This is a genomic window from Acetobacter malorum (genome assembly GCF_001580615.1).
GTDB classification, from domain to species: domain Bacteria; phylum Pseudomonadota; class Alphaproteobacteria; order Acetobacterales; family Acetobacteraceae; genus Acetobacter; species Acetobacter malorum.
In genome coordinates this window covers 1-16,606 of the sequence record NZ_LHZC01000031.1, presented here as the reverse complement: position 1 = coordinate 16,606, position 16,606 = coordinate 1, and the positions used below count along the sequence as shown (strand labels likewise).

Annotated in this window: 16 protein-coding genes and 1 tRNA gene; 5 read left to right on the top strand and 12 right to left on the bottom strand. The window is 58.7% G+C overall.

Annotated elements, in window-relative coordinates; translation table 11 throughout:
• Positions 1-3 precede the first annotated feature (3 nt).
• Both AD930_RS01550 and AD930_RS01545 read right to left on the bottom strand, forming a co-directional pair.
• The gene (locus AD930_RS01550) at positions 4-885 is read right to left on the bottom strand and encodes a septal ring lytic transglycosylase RlpA family protein (RefSeq protein ID WP_061504853.1); all 882 of its coding nucleotides are present in this window, start codon (positions 883-885) and stop codon (positions 4-6) included.
• A complete protein-coding gene (locus AD930_RS01545; RefSeq protein WP_061504852.1) occupies positions 882-1,886 on the bottom strand; it encodes a lytic murein transglycosylase in 1,005 nt (334 codons plus the stop codon). Before AD930_RS01545 ends, AD930_RS01550 begins: the two co-directional genes overlap by 4 nt.
• A gap of 220 nt (positions 1,887-2,106) precedes the next feature.
• On the opposite strand from AD930_RS01545, the gene AD930_RS01540 reads away from it, so the two are divergent.
• On the top strand, positions 2,107-2,682 hold the full coding sequence (locus tag AD930_RS01540) for a DedA family protein (RefSeq protein WP_043552540.1): 576 nt from the start codon (positions 2,107-2,109) through the stop codon (positions 2,680-2,682).
• Entirely contained in the window at positions 2,679-3,794 is a 1,116-nt protein-coding gene (locus tag AD930_RS01535) for an ATP-grasp domain-containing protein (protein ID WP_082781605.1), read from the top strand. The genes AD930_RS01540 and AD930_RS01535 overlap by 4 nt, the downstream gene beginning before the upstream one ends.
• 30 nt (positions 3,795-3,824) lie before the next feature.
• Here AD930_RS01535 and AD930_RS01530 read toward each other — a convergent pair whose 3' ends face one another.
• Together AD930_RS01530 and AD930_RS01525 are read right to left on the bottom strand one after the other, a co-directional pair.
• A complete protein-coding gene (locus AD930_RS01530) occupies positions 3,825-5,354 on the bottom strand; it encodes an amino acid permease (RefSeq protein WP_061504851.1) in 1,530 nt (509 codons plus the stop codon).
• A 100-nt stretch (positions 5,355-5,454) separates the two neighbouring features.
• Positions 5,455-6,303, bottom strand: a complete 849-nt coding sequence (locus tag AD930_RS01525; protein WP_061491813.1) for an undecaprenyl-diphosphate phosphatase — start codon at positions 6,301-6,303, stop codon at positions 5,455-5,457.
• A 129-nt stretch (positions 6,304-6,432) separates the two neighbouring features.
• On the opposite strand from AD930_RS01525, the gene AD930_RS01520 reads away from it, so the two are divergent.
• Positions 6,433-6,891, top strand: coding sequence for an MlaD family protein (locus AD930_RS01520; RefSeq protein ID WP_061504850.1), 459 nt, complete (start codon positions 6,433-6,435; stop codon positions 6,889-6,891).
• 89 nt (positions 6,892-6,980) lie between these two features.
• Positions 6,981-7,055, top strand: a tRNA-Met gene (locus AD930_RS01515).
• 235 nt (positions 7,056-7,290) lie between these two features.
• Here the strand turns inward: AD930_RS01515 and AD930_RS01510 are convergent.
• Positions 7,291-7,728, bottom strand: a complete 438-nt coding sequence (locus AD930_RS01510; RefSeq protein WP_043552531.1) for a DUF4167 domain-containing protein — start codon at positions 7,726-7,728, stop codon at positions 7,291-7,293.
• 253 nt (positions 7,729-7,981) lie between these two features.
• On the bottom strand, positions 7,982-8,869 hold the full coding sequence (gene prmC, locus AD930_RS01505) for a peptide chain release factor N(5)-glutamine methyltransferase (protein ID WP_061491811.1): 888 nt from the start codon (positions 8,867-8,869) through the stop codon (positions 7,982-7,984).
• Between the two features lie 32 nt (positions 8,870-8,901).
• Between prmC and AD930_RS01500 the strand changes: the two genes are divergently transcribed.
• Entirely contained in the window at positions 8,902-9,378 is a 477-nt protein-coding gene (locus tag AD930_RS01500) for a hypothetical protein (protein WP_061491810.1), read from the top strand.
• Between the two features lie 13 nt (positions 9,379-9,391).
• Here AD930_RS01500 and prfA read toward each other — a convergent pair whose 3' ends face one another.
• The 6 genes from prfA to AD930_RS01470 all read right to left on the bottom strand — a co-directional run.
• Positions 9,392-10,450, bottom strand: a complete 1,059-nt coding sequence (prfA, locus tag AD930_RS01495) for a peptide chain release factor 1 (RefSeq protein ID WP_061504849.1) — start codon at positions 10,448-10,450, stop codon at positions 9,392-9,394.
• Positions 10,447-11,718, bottom strand: coding sequence for a histidine--tRNA ligase (gene hisS / locus AD930_RS01490; protein ID WP_061504848.1), 1,272 nt, complete (start codon positions 11,716-11,718; stop codon positions 10,447-10,449). Before hisS ends, prfA begins: the two co-directional genes overlap by 4 nt.
• Before the next feature lie 129 nt (positions 11,719-11,847).
• On the bottom strand, positions 11,848-13,008 hold the full coding sequence (gene ispG, locus AD930_RS01485) for a flavodoxin-dependent (E)-4-hydroxy-3-methylbut-2-enyl-diphosphate synthase (protein ID WP_043552527.1): 1,161 nt from the start codon (positions 13,006-13,008) through the stop codon (positions 11,848-11,850).
• A gap of 130 nt (positions 13,009-13,138) precedes the next feature.
• Positions 13,139-14,521 carry a helix-turn-helix domain-containing protein gene (locus tag AD930_RS01480; protein ID WP_208598542.1) on the bottom strand — a complete coding sequence of 461 codons (1,383 nt, stop codon included), beginning with the start codon at positions 14,519-14,521 and terminating at the stop codon, positions 13,139-13,141.
• Positions 14,514-15,599, bottom strand: a complete 1,086-nt coding sequence (locus AD930_RS01475; protein ID WP_061504873.1) for an NAD(P)H-dependent flavin oxidoreductase — start codon at positions 15,597-15,599, stop codon at positions 14,514-14,516. The genes AD930_RS01480 and AD930_RS01475 overlap by 8 nt, the downstream gene beginning before the upstream one ends.
• A partial coding sequence (locus AD930_RS01470) for an aspartate kinase (protein ID WP_061504847.1) occupies positions 15,592-16,606 on the bottom strand: 1,015 nt, incomplete at its 5' end. The genes AD930_RS01470 and AD930_RS01475, both read right to left, overlap by 8 nt.

The following is a 16,606-nucleotide window of genomic DNA, read 5'->3' as shown; positions in this document are numbered from 1 at the left end:
TTCCTATTCGACGACGATATGAGATCCGGTCAAGCCATCAGCGAGTGCACGCTTCAAGGCCGCATCCGCGTCGCTTATAGTCGTAAAAGGTCCTTGTCGGACAGCCCACATCTTGCCTTGTGGCGTGAAAGAAGGCCAGACCGAGCCTCCATCCTGCGCGGCCAGCCTTGCTGCTGCCCCGCGCGCTGTAAAATCTGCCGTCTCAACCCAAAGTTGCGTCGCCTCGGGCTGCCCCTGCCGCCATTGAGCGGGAAGCTCCGGTAACTGCACGGCAGTCTGGGCCGTAACCTGCCCTGCAGAGGCTGCCTGCGGCTCCGGCTGAGGGGACGCGGTTGCATTTTGTAGTGCCGCGTTTGAAGCACCAAGGTCCGTCTGCCTCACCGCTTCCCGCGGTGCCGCGTTAATCTGCAACATCGGGCCACCGGGCAGCACTTCCGCCAACTGGCGGCTGGTGACTTCATCTTCCACCACTCTGACCCGGGCCGGCTCTGCCCCCACCCCCAGCAGATCCGCCGCTTTGGGTGAAAGCCCCAGAACGCGGCCAGCTTCCGCCGGACCACGGTCATTCACGCGGATGGTAATTTCCCGCCCGTTGTCCAGATTAATGACTGTCACGACCGCAGGCAGTTGCAGGGTGGGGTGGCTTCCCGTCATGGAAAGCGGATTCCGCACTTCTCCATCCGTTGTCAGCGGCTTGGTGGACGCCGCCTGACGCACAGCCAGCCCCTTGGCCTGATAGGAAAAATCCTCGCGGGGATACACCCATGTGGCTCCGGCCTGCCAGGCAGGACCGACCACATAATGCACATCAGGCTTTACCGCTGGCTGCTGCGGTCTGGAACAGGCCGCCACACCAACGCAACAGAGAAGAACGGCTTTTTTCACGCCACGGCACTACCCAGAAGACCAACACCCAGAGCATAAAAATCAGACGGATTATACCGCCGGATGACATTGAAATTGTGGTACACCATATAGGCTTCGCCCCCAACGCCATCAGGCCGGATAATGGCGCCACTCAGCCCCATATGGGTAAAGTCACCACCAGCTTGCGGCCTCACACCCTGCGTTGCCCAGTAGGAAACGGGACGCACAATGCTCCGCCCGATCTGCCCCTGATCAATAGAATCCGGCATATCGACCGCCTCGCCCCAAGGCTGACCGGCAATCCAGTGGCATTTGGCCAGATAGTTGGCAATAGAGGCGAACACATCGCCCTCATTGGTCCAGATATCGCGGCGGCCACCGGCAGGGAAACTGGCGGCATACTGTTCGTACGCGCTGGGCATGAACTGCGGCTGCCCCATGGCACCGGCGTAGCTCCCCAGCATACCAGCAGGCGTAATATCGCCCTGCCCCAGAATGGTGAGCGCCTTGAACAATTCCGTGCGGAAAAAGGCGGCCCGGCGTCCATCATACGCCAGAGTCGCAAGCGCATCGACCACATGGAACGTGCCCATTTTAGTGCCGTAAGCAGATTCGAGCCCCCAGATCCCAGCAATCACACCACGATCCACGCCATAAAGCTGGCTCACCTTACCCAGCAGCGCCTCGCGTTTGTTAACAGAGGCCTGCCCGTCTGAAATCTTTTTATCGGTAATCACCCGCGCCTTGTATTGCGCCCATGTCAGGGTGAATTCCGGCTGATGCCGGTCTGCCTTCAGAACCTTCGGGTTGGGTTCCGATGTCAGCGCCAGCGCTTCGTCCACCACAGAAGCGGAAAGACCTTTGCTTATGGCCTCCCGTCGCACACCGGCAAGAAACGCGGCATAGCTCCCCTGCTCGGCTGCAGAGGGAGCAGAGTGCGTCACTTTGCTTTTTGCAAAAGCCGGGGTCACCACAGCGGCGGACACAGCCCCGCCCACAAGAAATCGTCTTCTCAGCATTCCGTATCAGCCCTGTTGTTACACGCATAAACCAGCGGGACAGGACGTCACTTTATCCTCCCACATCTTGTCTGTCTCTCAGATACACCCATACGGCATGTTTCGCACTCCGTGCGCCTTTGTATCTGCTGTATTGCTTGACATTCGGGCGTGTGGAGACTCCTTCTCTCCCCGCATCCTGTGACGCTCCCGCACTCCGACTTGTGGACCCTTTTTCTGTATGCCCGGATCTCTGGACCATTTTCTTGAACTGACAACAACGCAGCCGTTCTTTCAGGTTCTTATTGTCATCATCGCCACGTTTATTCTTGAAGATGCCGCAACAGTTCTTACCGCCATACAGGTCAAGCTCCATACACTGGCGCCGGGCACAGCTTTAATCGCGCTTTATGTCGGAATTGTTGCAGGGGATGTCGGACTATACGGGCTGGGTTATTTGGCCGCACGCTGGCCCCCTGCCCGCAGATGGATTGAAACCCCGGAGCGGGACGTACAGCGCCAGTGGCTGACCCAAAAGCTGTTCAAGGTCGTGTTTATCAGCCGTTTTGTACCGGGCACCCGTCTACCCCTTTATACGGCCTGCGGGTTTTTCAATGCAGGTCTGCGCACCTTCACTCTGGCAACCATTCTGGCCACCATGATCTGGACATCTGCCCTTTTTGCGTTATCGCTGCGCATCGGTGGGTTTCTGCTGGCCCATCTCGGAACCTGGCGCTGGGTCGGTATCTTCGGCTTTGTGCTGGTCATTATCATTATGGGTCGCATTGCCGCCCGCATTCAGAAGCAGGGAAAATGACCCAGCTGTCCACATCGTCTCAGCCCCATACGGCTCCCACTCCATCAGGACAGGCCCGGAGCAAACCAGGCTCACCTCTGTCCAGCTTTGAGTTCTGGCCGGGCTGGGCGTTCTATACGCCCGTCGTCATTTACTGGATCCTGCTGGGTATCCGCTACGGAGACTTCAGCACCCCGACGGCCGCCAATCCGCGGATTGAAACCGGCGGCCTGTGTGGGGAGAGCAAAAGCGGCATTCTGGATATGGCAGGCAGCGTCGCCTCCCGCTGGATTGCGCCTTACACCACGCTCATCACCGGCACGGACGACACAAAGCGTGCTTTGGCTGCTTTAGCGGATAAAGGGCTGAGTGTTCCTGTTGTGGTCAAACCCGACGTTGGGTGTAACGGCACCGGCGTCAAACTCGCCCGCACGGAAGCGGAACTGACGGCGGCTCTGGCGGCCTTCCCGCGCCGCATCAAGCTGGTTCTCCAGCGGCTTATTCCCTACAGGCACGAAGCAGGTCTGTTTTATATCCGCCACCCGGACAGCCCGCGCGGTGAGATTTCTTCCCTCACCTACAAAGATATCCCGGTGCTGGTAGGAAATGGCCGCTCTACGGTGCTGGACCTGCTCAAGCAGGACCCACGCACCAGCTTGCTGCTGCATATCTATACCCCTCGCCTGCAAGCACGCCTGAACGACGTGCTGGCTGAAGGGGAAACGCTCGACCTCGTTTTTGCTGGCAACCACTGTAAAGGCGCCATTTTCCATAATGGCGCTGCGGATATCACCCCGGCTCTGGTTAACCGGCTGGATGAGATCATGCAGGACATCCCCGATTTCCATTTTGGCCGGGTGGATGTGAAATTTGAGTCCGTTGAGGCGCTCAAACAAGGCGAGAAATTCGAGATTATCGAAATCAACGGCGTCGGCTCGGAAGCCACCCACATCTGGGATTCCAGCACGACCCTGCGTGAAGCCTATGCGGCCCAGTTCCACCATTATCGTGAAACATTCCGCATTGGGGCCAAGAAGAAAAAGGAAGGCTGGAAGTCCAGCGGCCTGTGGCACGGTGTCCGCCTGTGGCGGCAGCAGAAGCGCCTGCTGGCCTCCTACCCCATGAACGACTAAGAGGCTGCTTAAAGCAGCCTCTCCACAACCTCAGTCGGCCAGTTCCCGCCCGAGGCGGGAATTTTTACGGCCATAAAACCGGTAGCTGGCCCAGCCGATCCCGCAATAAACCGCCAGCAGAGTAGCGGGCACCGGGTCCCCGGAAAACAGCGCAAAAATCATATCGACAAACAGGGGCGCTGCCATAATCAGGCAGAACAGGATGCCCAGCAGCGGCGCATACCCAATCCAGATCCCCTTCACGGTAAAGCCGCCTCCCGGCACACTAAACGTGCGCGGGAAGTCCGGAGCCGTATTGCGGATCCAGATGACCGTAAAGCAAACAATCCCAAAGGCTGTCGCCGTTCCCAGACTGACGAGATCGCCAATGATATCAATCGGCAGCGTCGCGGTCGCAATAGCCACCACCACACCCAGCAGAATGGTGCCTATCCACGGCGTGCAGTAACGCGGGTGCAGCCTGCAAAAGAGCGGCATCAGCAGGCCATCTTCCGCCATCGCAAAAAAGATGCGGCTTTGCGCATACAGCAAGCCGAACAGCACGGAGCACAGGCCAATCACCGCGCCGATTTTTACAAAAAATGCCAGCCATGGCTGATGCATGGCATTGACTGCCACCGCCAACGGGTCCGCCACGTCCAGCAGTTTCCAGGGCACGACCCCAATTAGCACAGCCGCCACAATCATGTAGACCGCCGTGCAGATCAGCAGCGAGAGGATAATCCCAACCGGAATATCCCGCCGGGGGTTCTGTGCTTCGGACGATGCGGTTGAAACTGCCTCGAACCCTACATAGGCAAAGAAAATGATCGAGGCCGCCCGGAAGATCCCCGGAATACCGTAGCGGAAACCCCCTTCATGCGGCGGGATGAAGGGCGTCCAGTAAGCGGGGTGAATTTGCCAGAGGCCCACTCCGACAAAAACAGCCAGCACCCCAACCTTCAGGAAGACAATGGCGGTATTGATCCGCAGGGATTCCTTAACTCCCAGAATCAGCAGGCCAGTCACCACAAGAATGGAAAAGGCTCCAACCAGATCCAGCTGACCGCCGCCGGAAATATGCCGCCCCGCACTATCGAAAATCACCTGCAGGCTGGTGGTCGTCAGCGCATGCGGGATCTGGATACCAAAATCCTGAAGCAGGCTGACAGCATAACCGGAAAAGCCTGCCGCAACGCCCGCGCAGGAAATACCGTATTCCAGCAGCAGCAGCCACCCGACGCCCCACGCACAGGCCTCGCCCATGGACACATAAGCGTAGGTATAGGCCGAGCCTGAAACCGGCATGGCCGAGGCCAGCTCACCGTAAGACAGAGCCGTAAACAGGCACGCCAGACCTGCCACAATAAAGGAAAGCAGAATGGAGGGGCCAGCATAGTTGGCCGCAGCCGTACCGGTCATGACATAAATGCCAGCCCCGATGGTTGAACCAACCCCGAGCATGGTGAGCTGCACAGGCCCCAGCGTTCTCTTCAGCCGTTGAGCACCGTTTTCCTGCTCAATTCTCTCAAGTGATTTGCGACGAGACCGCCCTTTATCCGGGCAGGATGAAAACCCCATGAGAGCCTGTGTAACCTCCAACCAAAAACCGGGCCTGATAATCCAGCCCGGCTTGCCAATACAGTATTACCCCACACCCGGCACAGCGTAGGTTATTCGTTCACGAAGAGAAATGAAAAATTACCGTCGCAATCGCGCCAGCCGCCATACAATAGTAGGCAAATGGGGAAAGCGCCCATCTATCATGGTCACGGAAATACCGCATCAGGAAAGCCGTGCTGGCCAGCGCCGTGATACCGGACACAACAGCAGCAATCATCGCCAGATGCATCTGGGCCGGGTCAAACGGCTCGGAGCGGAGCTTGAAGGCCTCACGCACCGTCGCAGCGATAATAACGGGTTCCGCCATTAGAAAAGAAAAACGCGCTGCTGTATCGTGCCGCAGGCCACGCAGCAGGCCGCCGCAGATGGTTGCCCCTGAGCGGGAAAAACCGGGCAGGAATGCAATGCACTGGAACAGCCCAATAATGACCGCATCTTTATAGGTCATATCCGCCACAGTGCGGACATCTGCGCGCCCGGAAATGCCGCGCAACCTTTCTGCCAGAAGCAGCATAAAACCGTTCAGAAACAGGAAAATCGCAGCGGCAGAGGCTGAGCCGAACAGGCTGCGGAGCATATGTTCAAACAGAAAGCCGATAATTACAGCCGGAATGGTCGCGACCACCAGAAGGCTCAGGATATGCAGGCTCTGCATTTGCAGGCTTTGCCCCGCACCACCCAGCGCGCCTTTGACCAGAGCAGCCCAGTCTTTCCAGAAAAAGATCAGCAGTGCGACGGAGGTGCCAAGATGCAGCATGACCAGAAACGGCAGGAACGCCGGAGCATGCTGGTCAAAAGACCAGTGCAGCAATGCAGGCAAGATTACGGCATGCCCCAGACTGCTGACTGGAAAAAGCTCCGTCGCGCCCTGCAGGAGCGCTATGATCATCGCCTGAATGAAAGACATCCGTTACAAACCCTGATTTGGCCGCATCAAAGAAGGAAGGTTGTCCTTGCACCATGTGCGTACGTGCTGCAAGCATTGATGGGCTCAGGCGCAGCACGCCACAGCAGGATAAATGGAGAGATTACACTCATGATTGGACGTGGCCGCGTAGGCGCGAGCATTTTTAGCGGTGCCGTATTGGCTGGCACTCTGGCGTTTGCGCTCTATGCCCGCGCCACCCAGACAGCACCGGGGCAGGATCGGTATGATCTTTCCGCCCGCTTTGTCTCCGCCAATGGCCTGAACCGTGGTGCGGATGTGGATCTTGCTGGCGTAAATGTCGGCCGTGTTTCTTCCGTCACGCTGGACCCGGCCTCCCAGATGGCCATTGTCCGCTTCCAGCTGAATTCGGAACTGAAACTGCCGGAAGACAGCACGCTGACAATCGGCAGCAGCACGCTCTCATCCGATAACGCTCTCATTATCGAACCGGGCCAATCTCACACCGCAGTCGCCCCCGGCACGCTGATGACCCATACGATCGAACCATCCAGCCTGGAGCAGCAGGTCAGCAATTATATCTTCGGGGGTGGAAATCTCGGCCAGTAAGAGGCGCGTGCACATTTTTTGTAACAAATTCAGACTTCACGTCTTGACGGCCTCCCCCTCACGATAGTAGATCACCTCCACCGAACGATGGCGGCGTAGCTCAGCGGTAGAGCAGGGGAATCATAATCCCTTGGTCGGCGGTTCAAATCCGTCCGCCGCTACCATCTTTCCTTAAAAATCAGGCGATTAGCCGTTGTAAGCTTTTAAATTTACACATGGCGTATCAGACTGATTTTAAAGGGTTCGGTCTTTTCTATTTTTAAAAAATACCAAGCTGGCAACGCTACGCAGTAGCCACAGCAATGCTGTTTCCATGCTGCAAAATACAGCGTGGAATGCGCATTACGCCCTGCCCTTCAGCCCGTCACCAAAGTCCGGGCTGAAGCACATGGTCTTTTCTCAGTGCTCAGAAAATTCCGGCTGAGGCTCGGCTTCACCATGCGGCGGCTGAGCGTCGTCACCATCCTGACGGTTTTCGTTCGTCTCGTCACCAGCATTCATCTGCGGGCGGCTCTGACGCGAGGCCTGACGTTCTGCACGCTCCTGCTGGCTCTGCTGAGCAGCCTGCGCCATGGCGTTCATAATGCGGAAATAATGTTCGGCATGCTGAAAATAGGCTTCAGCGGCAACACGGTCACCCGCACCTGTCGCGTCCCGACCATGCTGGAGATATTTTTCAAAAAGCTGCTGGGCTGTCCCACGCACACGGACATCCGGTCCATGGCTGTCAAAAACATGGTTCCGGTTCATCGGGATCTGACCATTCAGATGCCGGGAAGTACCACCACTCCCACCGCTGGAGCGATGATTTCTGGTTCGCATCCGTTTTACATTCATGAGCTATCGCAGCACTTTCCTGTTCATGGCGTTCTGCATGAAGAAACAGTCCAAGACTATTGTGTTAAGACGCGTTTCCTGACTGAAGGCCGAATTGTCTTTCGGAACGGGCTTAGTCCAGCGCAGAGAAAACCGCTGCTGAGTAAAAAAGCCCCATGGCTTGTCCGGGTAGCGGCTAAAAGAAGACCATCGCTGCCAAAAGGATAAGCTTTCAGCACATTATCAACCAACGGCCATAAAGCCAACCTGTTTTTTATGCGCTCGTTTCACGACAGACCCGCAAAACTGCGGCTCTGGGCACATCTCCAAAGTCGGAACGGATTTCCAGCACCTCAAGGCCAGTCTCGGCCGCCACAGCCCGCAGGTCATCCCCCTGCCCGATCCCGATTTCAAAAATCGCGACACCATCCTGCGCCAGCACATGCGGCATGCGCGCGCACAGCACGCGATAGGCTTCCATCCCATCATCCCCGCCATCCAGCGCGGCCAGAGGCTCATGCAGGCGCACTTCCGGCATCAGCTCAGCCAGATCCGCTGTGGGAATATAAGGCGGGTTGCTCAGCACTACGTCAAAGCGCTGGCCGTGCAGCGCGTTATCCCACACCCCGGCCATGAAGAGCGCCCGGTCTGCCAGACCGCAGCGCCGGGCATTCCCCTGCGCCAGCACGGCCGCATCCGGGTTGATGTCCACCCCAATTCCCCAGGAGTACGGATATTCCGCCAGTGCGGCCAGCAACAGGCAGCCGGTGCCGGTTCCCAGATCCAGCATGGCTTTGGGGCTTTGCGTCTCCGGGCAATAGTCCAGCAGGCAGGACAGCAGCGTTTCACTATCTCCACGCGGCACCAGAGTGGCGGGAGAAACTGCCAGATCCAGCGTCCAGAAGCCTTTGCTCCCGGTAATAAAGGCCATCGGCTCCCGCGCAGCCCGTCGCGCCAGATACGCCAGAAAAGGCTGCTCCGGCACCAGATCACGCGGGGAACGAGAAAGCATCTGTTCAGGCGTCAGCCCCAGAGCGTAGGTCAACAACAGCCGGGCTTCACGCCGGGGCGATTCAATTCCGGCTTCGGCCAACTGCCGGGTGCCCAGAGCGAGCAGTTGCTCCAGAGTCTGGCCGGTCTGGTTGTTTTCTGCTCTAGTCACAAGATTACTTTCCTGTCAGCGGTTCGGGTTTCATGACGCGTTCTTTTAGCATCCCTCCCATCTCCCGCACGGCCTTAGCGGTTTGTGCTGCTCTTGTCACAGCGCCCCTTGCCGCAGGTCCCGCGCTGGCAGGCGAATTTACCGTGACAGATGGCAAGGCCAGTGCCGAGATCTCGGAAGTCTCCCGCATTTATATTGATGGCGTGCTCGCTGCGACCATCCGGCTGAATGACCAGACCCCGGAAAAAACCATTCGGGTCACCACGCCCGCTGGCCGCCTTGAGCACACCTATACCCTGTGTGGAGAGATTACGATCCGCACGCCCGAAGGCCGGGTGGAGACGCATGAGGTGAATAGCGACGGCACCCTGCACAACCCCGACCATCATCACTTCTACGCTTTGGGATCAGACAACTTTACCGAGTTTTTCCTGCAGGACCGGGATGATCTGGATGCTGCGGAACATCACCCCGGCCAGTCCAACGTCTGCGCAACGCCGGTTAGCTGAAAGACCGGAAGCCTTACAGCCCTTCCGCAGCCAGCAACGCCGCCTGCTCTTCCTGCGTCAACGCATCCACAAAGTCGTCAATCTCACCCAGCATGATGCGATCAATCTTGTAGAGGGTGAGGTTCACCCGATGGTCCGTCACGCGCCCCTGCGGGAAATTGTAAGTGCGAATACGTTCGGATCGATCACCCGTGCCAACCTGAGAGCGCCTGTCTGCCGCACGGGATTCATGCGCCTGCGCACGCTCCCGCTCATACAGCCGCGCCCGCAGGATTTTCATGGCCTTGGCCTTGTTCTTGTGCTGACTTTTTTCTTCCTGCATGGCCACCACAATGCCGCTGGGCATATGGGTGATGCGCACCGCACTTTCCGTTTTGTTTACATGCTGCCCACCAGCGCCGGAGGCGCGATAGACATCGATGCGCAAATCGGTCTCGTCAATGGTGACATCCACTTCTTCCGCTTCCGGCAGCACAGCCACCGTCACGGTTGAGGTATGGATACGGCCCTGACTTTCCGTAGCGGGCACACGCTGCACCCGATGCACGCCGGATTCATATTTCAGGCGGGCAAACACACCTTTGCCGGTAATTTCAGCAATGCCGCAGCGCAGGCCGCCAAGCTCGCTTTCATCATAATCCATGACGGAAAAGCGCCAGCCCCGAAGGTCCGCATACCGGCGATAGAGATCGAACAGTTCTGAAGCGAACAGAGCAGCCTCATCTCCACCCGCTGCGGGACGAACTTCCAGAATGGCGCTGCGTTCATCTGCCGCATCACGCGGCAGCATGGCCAGACGGACATCCTGCCGCAGTTGCGGGAGTGTTTCATGCAGTTCGGACAGCTCCGCTTCGGCCAGTTCCTTCATTTCAGGATCAGCCAGCAGGGCTTCCGCCTGACGGGCTTCCTGCTCCGCCGCACGCAGGGCATTAATACGGGAGACGACGGGTTCTATTTCCCCGTACTCCCGTGAGGCCTGTGTAAAGGCCTCACCACTCACACCGCTTGCCAGCAGGGCTTCAAGCTCCAGCGCCCGGCCAACAATTCTGTCCAGCCGTTCGTCCAAAGTCATTGCGCGGCAGACTCACCTGCTTTGGCAAACATGCTGGCAGCGTTGGAAAACAGCGTGTCACGCGAGACTTCAGCTTCTTCCCCCGTTCCCATGTTTTTCACACGGAAGCTGCCCCGCGCCAGTTCATCATCCCCCAGGAACAGCACGTGGCTGGCGTTCTGCTTGCCGGCGCGTTCCATCCGCTTGCGCAGGGAGCCACGATAGCCAATTTCCACCCGCACGCCCTGCTGACGCAGCGTTTGCAGGATGCTCAGCAAAGCCCCTTCATCCGGAGACCCAACCGGTACGATCACCACAGAACGCGGCGCGGCAGGAGCTTCCTCAAGCAGCATGGCGAGGCGTTCCACCCCGGCAGCCCAGCCGATAGACGGCACTTCTGGCCCACCCATCTGCTGCACAAGCCCGTCGTAACGGCCGCCAGCCAGCACTGTGCCCTGAGAGCCAAGGCGGCGCGTGACGAACTCAAACGTCGTGTGGTTGTAGTAATCCAGCCCGCGCACAATGCTCGGATTGACCTTGTAGGCGATCCCGAACCCGTCCAGCGTACGACGCAGGCCGTCCCAGAACGCACGCGCTTCCGGTGTCAGGAAGTCTTCCATCATCGGCGCATCGGCCACCAGAACGCGGTCCCCGGCATCCTTGCTGTCCAGAATACGCAGGGGGTTCTTTTCCAGACGGTTCAGGCTGTCTTCGGACAGCTTGTCTTTATGGCCGGAGAAATACGCCACCAGCGCCGCCCGCCAGGCATCACGGCTGGCTGTATCGCCCAGCGTATTCAGTTCCAGCGTCACATCATCCGCAACGCCAAGTGCTGTCAGGAGCTGATGCGCCAGAGCAATGGCTTCCGCATCGGCCAGCGGCTCCGCTGCGCCAAGAAGCTCCGCGCCAATCTGATGGAACTGGCGATACCGGCCTTTCTGCGGGCGCTCATACCGGAACATCGGCCCGGCATAAAAAACCTTCTGCGGCAGAGACTGGGTCAGGCCATTGGTCACCAGTGCGCGGCAGATCGCTGCGGTGCCTTCCGGCCGCAGGGTCAGGCTTTCACCGTCGCGATCATTGAAGGAATACATTTCCTTGGAGACCACGTCCGACGTATCGCCCAGAGAGCGGGAGAACACGCGGGTTTCTTCAAAGATCGGGGTTGCCCATTCATCAAACCCGTAAAGGCCAGCAATATGGCGGGCGACAGACACCACATGGGCGTGTCGGCGCTGCTGCTCCCCAATAAGGTCGTGCGTTCCTCTAACGGGCTGAATGCTGCTCACGAATGACTCCCGACCTGACCCCCGCACGGCTCAGGCCGCCGGATATCGTGTCCTGATCTGTAATAAAAAAGAGAAAATCTCTCGGGGGCGTGGCGGCCAGAAAGCCCGCACACGCACCTTTCCGAGACCTTATTTGGCGGAAGACATTTCCGGCAGTTCCGGCACTACGCCTTCAGCCTTTTCCTTGGCTTCTTCTGCCTGAATGGCCGCCACGCGGGCTTCCACCAGTTCCACAACATGCTCAATCATGTCGGCACCCGGCACGGTATGATCCTGCTTACCAGCGGAATAAACCATGTGGCGGCCAGAGCCACCGCCGGTCACGCCGAGGTCAGTCATCAACGCTTCACCCGGTCCGTTCACCACGCAGCCGATGATGGAAAGGGTCAGCGGGGTTTTGATATGAGCCAGACGATCTTCCAGCGTCTGCACCGTCTCAACCACGTTGAAGCCCTGACGCGCACAGGACGGGCAGGAAATGATCTTCACACCACGATGACGCAGGCCGAGGGATTTCAGAATATCCCAGCCCACCAGCACTTCTTCTTCAGGCGCGGCGGAGAGAGACACACGCATGGTGTCACCCACACCAGCCCACAGCAGATTGCCCAGACCAATAGAGGACTTCACGGTGCCAGCACGTTTGCTGCCTGCTTCCGTAATGCCGATATGCAGCGGATAGTCACAGGCGTCAGCCAGCTGCTGATAGGCCGCAACTGCCATGAACACGTCGGAAGCCTTCACGCTGATCTTGAATTCACGGAAGTCATGATCTTCCAGAATCTTGGCGTGTTCCAGAGCGCTTTCCACCAGCGCTTCGGGGTTCGGCTCACCATATTTTTCCAGCAGGTGCTTTTCCAAAGACCCGGCATTCACACCAATACGGATGGAACAGCCATAGTCTTTGGCGGCCTGAACCACTTCACGCACGCGGTCGGGGCTGCCAATGTTGCCGGGGTTGATGCGCAGGCAGGCAGCACCTGCTTTAGCGGCTTCAATCGCACGTTTGTAGTGAAAGTGAATATCGGCCACGATCGGCACATTCACTTCGCGCACGATTTCTTCCAGCGCCTTGGTGCTCTCTTCATCCGGGCAGGACACACGCACAATATCCACGCCTGCCAGTTCTGCACGGCGGATCTGTTCGATCGTGGCCTGCGCGTCACTGGTCAGCGTGTTGGTCATGGTCTGGACGGAAATCGGCGCATCCCCACCGACGGCAACTTTGCCGACATGGATTTTCCGTGATTTCCGACGCTCGATATGCTGGTAAGGCCGGTAGCCACTCATGTTACATCCTTTTGTCGCGACGACAGTTGTCAGGCAAACCGCGTTCCGTCACGCGCCTGCCCATTACGTTTGATGCCTTCCTGCCAAAATCAATGCGCGTTGGCTACATGAAAGCACGAAAAACAGTCCTTCAGTGCCCGCCTATCCCCTGAAGCTGACGAGCATTCAGATCATCCGCACTGGGTTCAGGCTTTTCGACGGGCTTATGCCGGGGGCGCGGTTTGGGTGCCTCCTGTGCCGGTGCATCCGCAACTGGCGGGGCTGACGCAGGCTGCCCATCTGCCCAGATAGCCGGTACCGCCCCCTCTCCGTTCACTCCGGCAGGGCGTTTGGGCTCGGGCACAGCAGGCACAACATTACCCGTTTGTGTCGCTGGGCTAGCGCTCGGACCAGCCGCACCGGCTGGCGACGCAGATTGTGCCGCAGCGGCTAGAGAACCATCCTTTACAGCCTCAGGCGTCAACACCAGCTTTCTGCGCACAGATCCGTTTCGCCCCAGCGGCTGGGTCGTCACCGCCCCTGAACTCAGCACAATACCGCCAGCATTCCCTACAGTCAGGCTATACGGGCCGCCTTCTGCGGGCACGGTCCACTGATCATCCACCTGCATGATGTGATCGTATGCGACCTTGCCGCTGGCATCCTTCACCTGCACCCAACTGGGGGCTACGGCTTTCAGGACAATCTGATTATCCGGCAGAACTCCGGGAGCAATGGTGCCCTGCTGATCTGGCGCAGGTTGCGCGCCGCTAGCCACACCACTGTTTTCAGCAGCAGTCTCTCCAGCTGTGCCTGCAACTGCTCCGGCATCAGGCGTCGCTTCACCCTGCGTCGGAGGAAATGATGGCTTTGAGAAATCCGGATTGCCGTTCTGATCCAGAGACGGCTGAGTGCCAGCCTGCGCCTGCGGAGCACTGGCACCATTTGCCGCAGCAGATGCCTGATCCTCTGGTCTGCGAGACGGCACAGCGCCCGGCCCGGGCAGAATAGAGGCCACCTGCGGGGATGGGGCATTATTGGTCTGTGCACCGGGAATAATGGTGGCAACCGGAGGCACATGCTCGGGCAATGGCGGAGCGTGCCCGATGAAGTGATACCAGCCAATATAACTTGCCAGGATAACCGCAAGCCCCAGAGAGACGCTGACGCCGGGCGGGATGCGCCTGTCAGGCGCCGGTGCGGGGAATGTCAGGTCCGGCTTGCGTCCGCCGCCTTTCCCTTCCCGCTTATAGCGCACGACCAGCGCTGAGGCATCAAACCCTAAAGCGGCCCCATAGGTGCGCAAAAAGCCCAGCGCGTAAGCTTCGGCCGGAAAAACGCCGGCCCGCCCGCTTTCCAGCGCTTCCAGATAAGATTCACGGATCCGCAGCCATGCTGCGACATCAGGCAGAGACCACCCAAGCTGTTCCCGCCGCGTACGCAACGCCGCCCCCACCCCGAGGCTTTCAACATCAGGCAAAGGGGGGGAGAAAGCAGGAAGTTCCTGCTCTGGAACAGAACCGGGTTCAGCCATTACAATCCATGCGCCGCTGCTGGCGGACGAGCGCCACAACAGCCTGCTCAACAAGGTCAGAGATAATTTCAGCCACAGGCTGAACGGCCTTTACCATACCAACAGACTGCCCGGCCATGACAGATCCGTTTTCAACATCACCATCAATCACAGCACGGCGCAACGCACCAGCCCAGAAATGTTCGATATCAAGCTGAGCTTCCTCACGCGTCAGCTCACCGCTCTGGAAGCGGTTAATGACGTCTGCCTGATGCGCAAGGAAGCGGCGGCTCCCTTCATTCACAAGGCCCCGTACAGGAATAACCGGGAAGCGCTCGTCCAGCTGCACAGACGTAATGGCATCACGCGCATTGGAACGCACAAAGGCCTTCTTAAACTTTTCATGCGCAATGCTCTCGGCCGCCGCGGCAAACCGTGTGCCCAGCTGGCCACCGGACGCTCCCAGCTCCAGATAGGAGACTAGCGCATCGCCCCGGCCCAGACCGCCTGCGACAAACACCGGAACCTGATCGATATGCGGCAGGATTTCCTGCGCCAGCACTGTCAGAGACACCGGGCCGACATGCCCGCCCGCTTCTGCGCCTTCAATCACCAGCGCATCAACGCCCATCTTGATCAGACGCTTGGCCAGCACCAGAGCCGGAGCAAAGGCCACAACCTTCGCACCACCTTCCTTCGCTGCCTTAATGGCCGCACCGGGCGGAATGCCACCCGCCAGAACGATATGACCCACACCAGCTTTCAGGCAGACCTGCACCAGTTCATCCAGTTGAGGATGCATGGTGATGAGGTTCACACCAAACGGCCGGTCTGTCATCGCACGCGTTGCAGCAATTTCTTCCGCCAGCCGTTCCGGCTGCATCGCCCCGCAGGCAATCACGCCAAACCCGCCAGCGTTAGAAATAGCCGAAACCAGATTCCGCTCACTCACCCAGGACATTGCCCCGCCAAGAATAGCGTAGTCCGTGCCAAGGAACTCCGTGCCGCGCCGACACAGATGGTCAAAGCGCGTCCGGGCACGGGCTCTTTCAGCCTCGGTCGGCGGGGCGTTCAGGTCGAGAGCAGGCATGTCAGACATTGTCCAGTCCATAGGCTGTGTGCAGGGCGCGCACGGCCAGCTCTGCATACTCAGCAGACAGCAGGACGGACACCTTGATCTCGCTGGTAGAGATCACCTGAATATTGATAGAGCGTTCAGACAGTGTGCGGAACATGGTGGCTGCCACCCCGGCATGCGAGCGCATGCCTGTGCCGACGACGCTGATTTTCACCACATCATCGTCTGTTGCCAGCTCTTCATACTGCACGGCATCCCGCACAGATTCCAGCGTGCTGATCGCACGCGGCAGGTCGGTTTTGCTGGTGGTGAAGGTCATGTTCGTTGTGCCATCAGCACCCGTGCTCTGCACAATCATGTCCACATTCACGTTGGCTTCGCTCAGCGGGCCGAAAATGGCCGCGGCAATACCCGGACGATCAGGAATACGCCTGACCGACAGCTTTGCTTCATCACGGGAATACGCAATGCCGGTTACCAGTTTCTTTTCCACGATTTCGTCCTCATCCACCACAAGAGAGCCGGGCAGTTTACCTTCAACCATCGCCGGGCCATCCACAAAGCTTGAAAGCACCTGAACACGCACCTGCTCACGCATGGCAAGGCCCACGCTGCGCGTCTGCAGAACCTTGGCCCCTACAGAGGCGAGTTCCAGCATTTCTTCATAGGTGATTTTTTCAAGCTTGCGGGCTTTGGCCACAATGCGCGGGTCTGTCGTGTAAATCCCGTCCACATCGGTATAAATATCACATCGGTCAGCCTTGATGGCGGCCGCAAGAGCCACAGCGGACGTATCGGACCCGCCACGCCCCAGCGTCGTCACGCGGCCATCAGGCCCCACGCCCTGAAAGCCTGCAACAACCGGCACCATCCCTTCGGCCATGCTGCCCAGCAGGCGTTCACCATCAATCGTGTCCAGGCTGGCTTTGCCGTGTGCCGAGTCGGTACGGATGGGCACCTGCCAGCCAGCAAAGGAGCGTGAGGGCACGCCCAGCTTCTGCAGTGCAATGGCCAGCAGGCCGCTTGTT

Coding starts and splice junctions, on each gene's coding strand:
- AD930_RS01545 (WP_061504852.1), bottom strand. CDS start 1,886: ATGCTGAGAAGACGATTTCTTGTGGGCGGGGCTGTGTCCGCCGCTGTG.
- AD930_RS01540 (WP_043552540.1), top strand. CDS start 2,107: ATGCCCGGATCTCTGGACCATTTTCTTGAACTGACAACAACGCAGCCG.
- AD930_RS01535 (WP_082781605.1), top strand. CDS start 2,679: ATGACCCAGCTGTCCACATCGTCTCAGCCCCATACGGCTCCCACTCCA.
- AD930_RS01530 (WP_061504851.1), bottom strand. CDS start 5,354: ATGGGGTTTTCATCCTGCCCGGATAAAGGGCGGTCTCGTCGCAAATCA.
- AD930_RS01525 (WP_061491813.1), bottom strand. CDS start 6,303: ATGTCTTTCATTCAGGCGATGATCATAGCGCTCCTGCAGGGCGCGACG.
- AD930_RS01520 (WP_061504850.1), top strand. CDS start 6,433: ATGATTGGACGTGGCCGCGTAGGCGCGAGCATTTTTAGCGGTGCCGTA.
- AD930_RS01510 (WP_043552531.1), bottom strand. CDS start 7,728: ATGAATGTAAAACGGATGCGAACCAGAAATCATCGCTCCAGCGGTGGG.
- AD930_RS01500 (WP_061491810.1), top strand. CDS start 8,902: ATGACGCGTTCTTTTAGCATCCCTCCCATCTCCCGCACGGCCTTAGCG.
- prfA (WP_061504849.1), bottom strand. CDS start 10,450: ATGACTTTGGACGAACGGCTGGACAGAATTGTTGGCCGGGCGCTGGAG.
- ispG (WP_043552527.1), bottom strand. CDS start 13,008: ATGAGTGGCTACCGGCCTTACCAGCATATCGAGCGTCGGAAATCACGG.
- AD930_RS01480 (WP_208598542.1), bottom strand. CDS start 14,521: ATGGCTGAACCCGGTTCTGTTCCAGAGCAGGAACTTCCTGCTTTCTCC.
- AD930_RS01475 (WP_061504873.1), bottom strand. CDS start 15,599: ATGTCTGACATGCCTGCTCTCGACCTGAACGCCCCGCCGACCGAGGCT.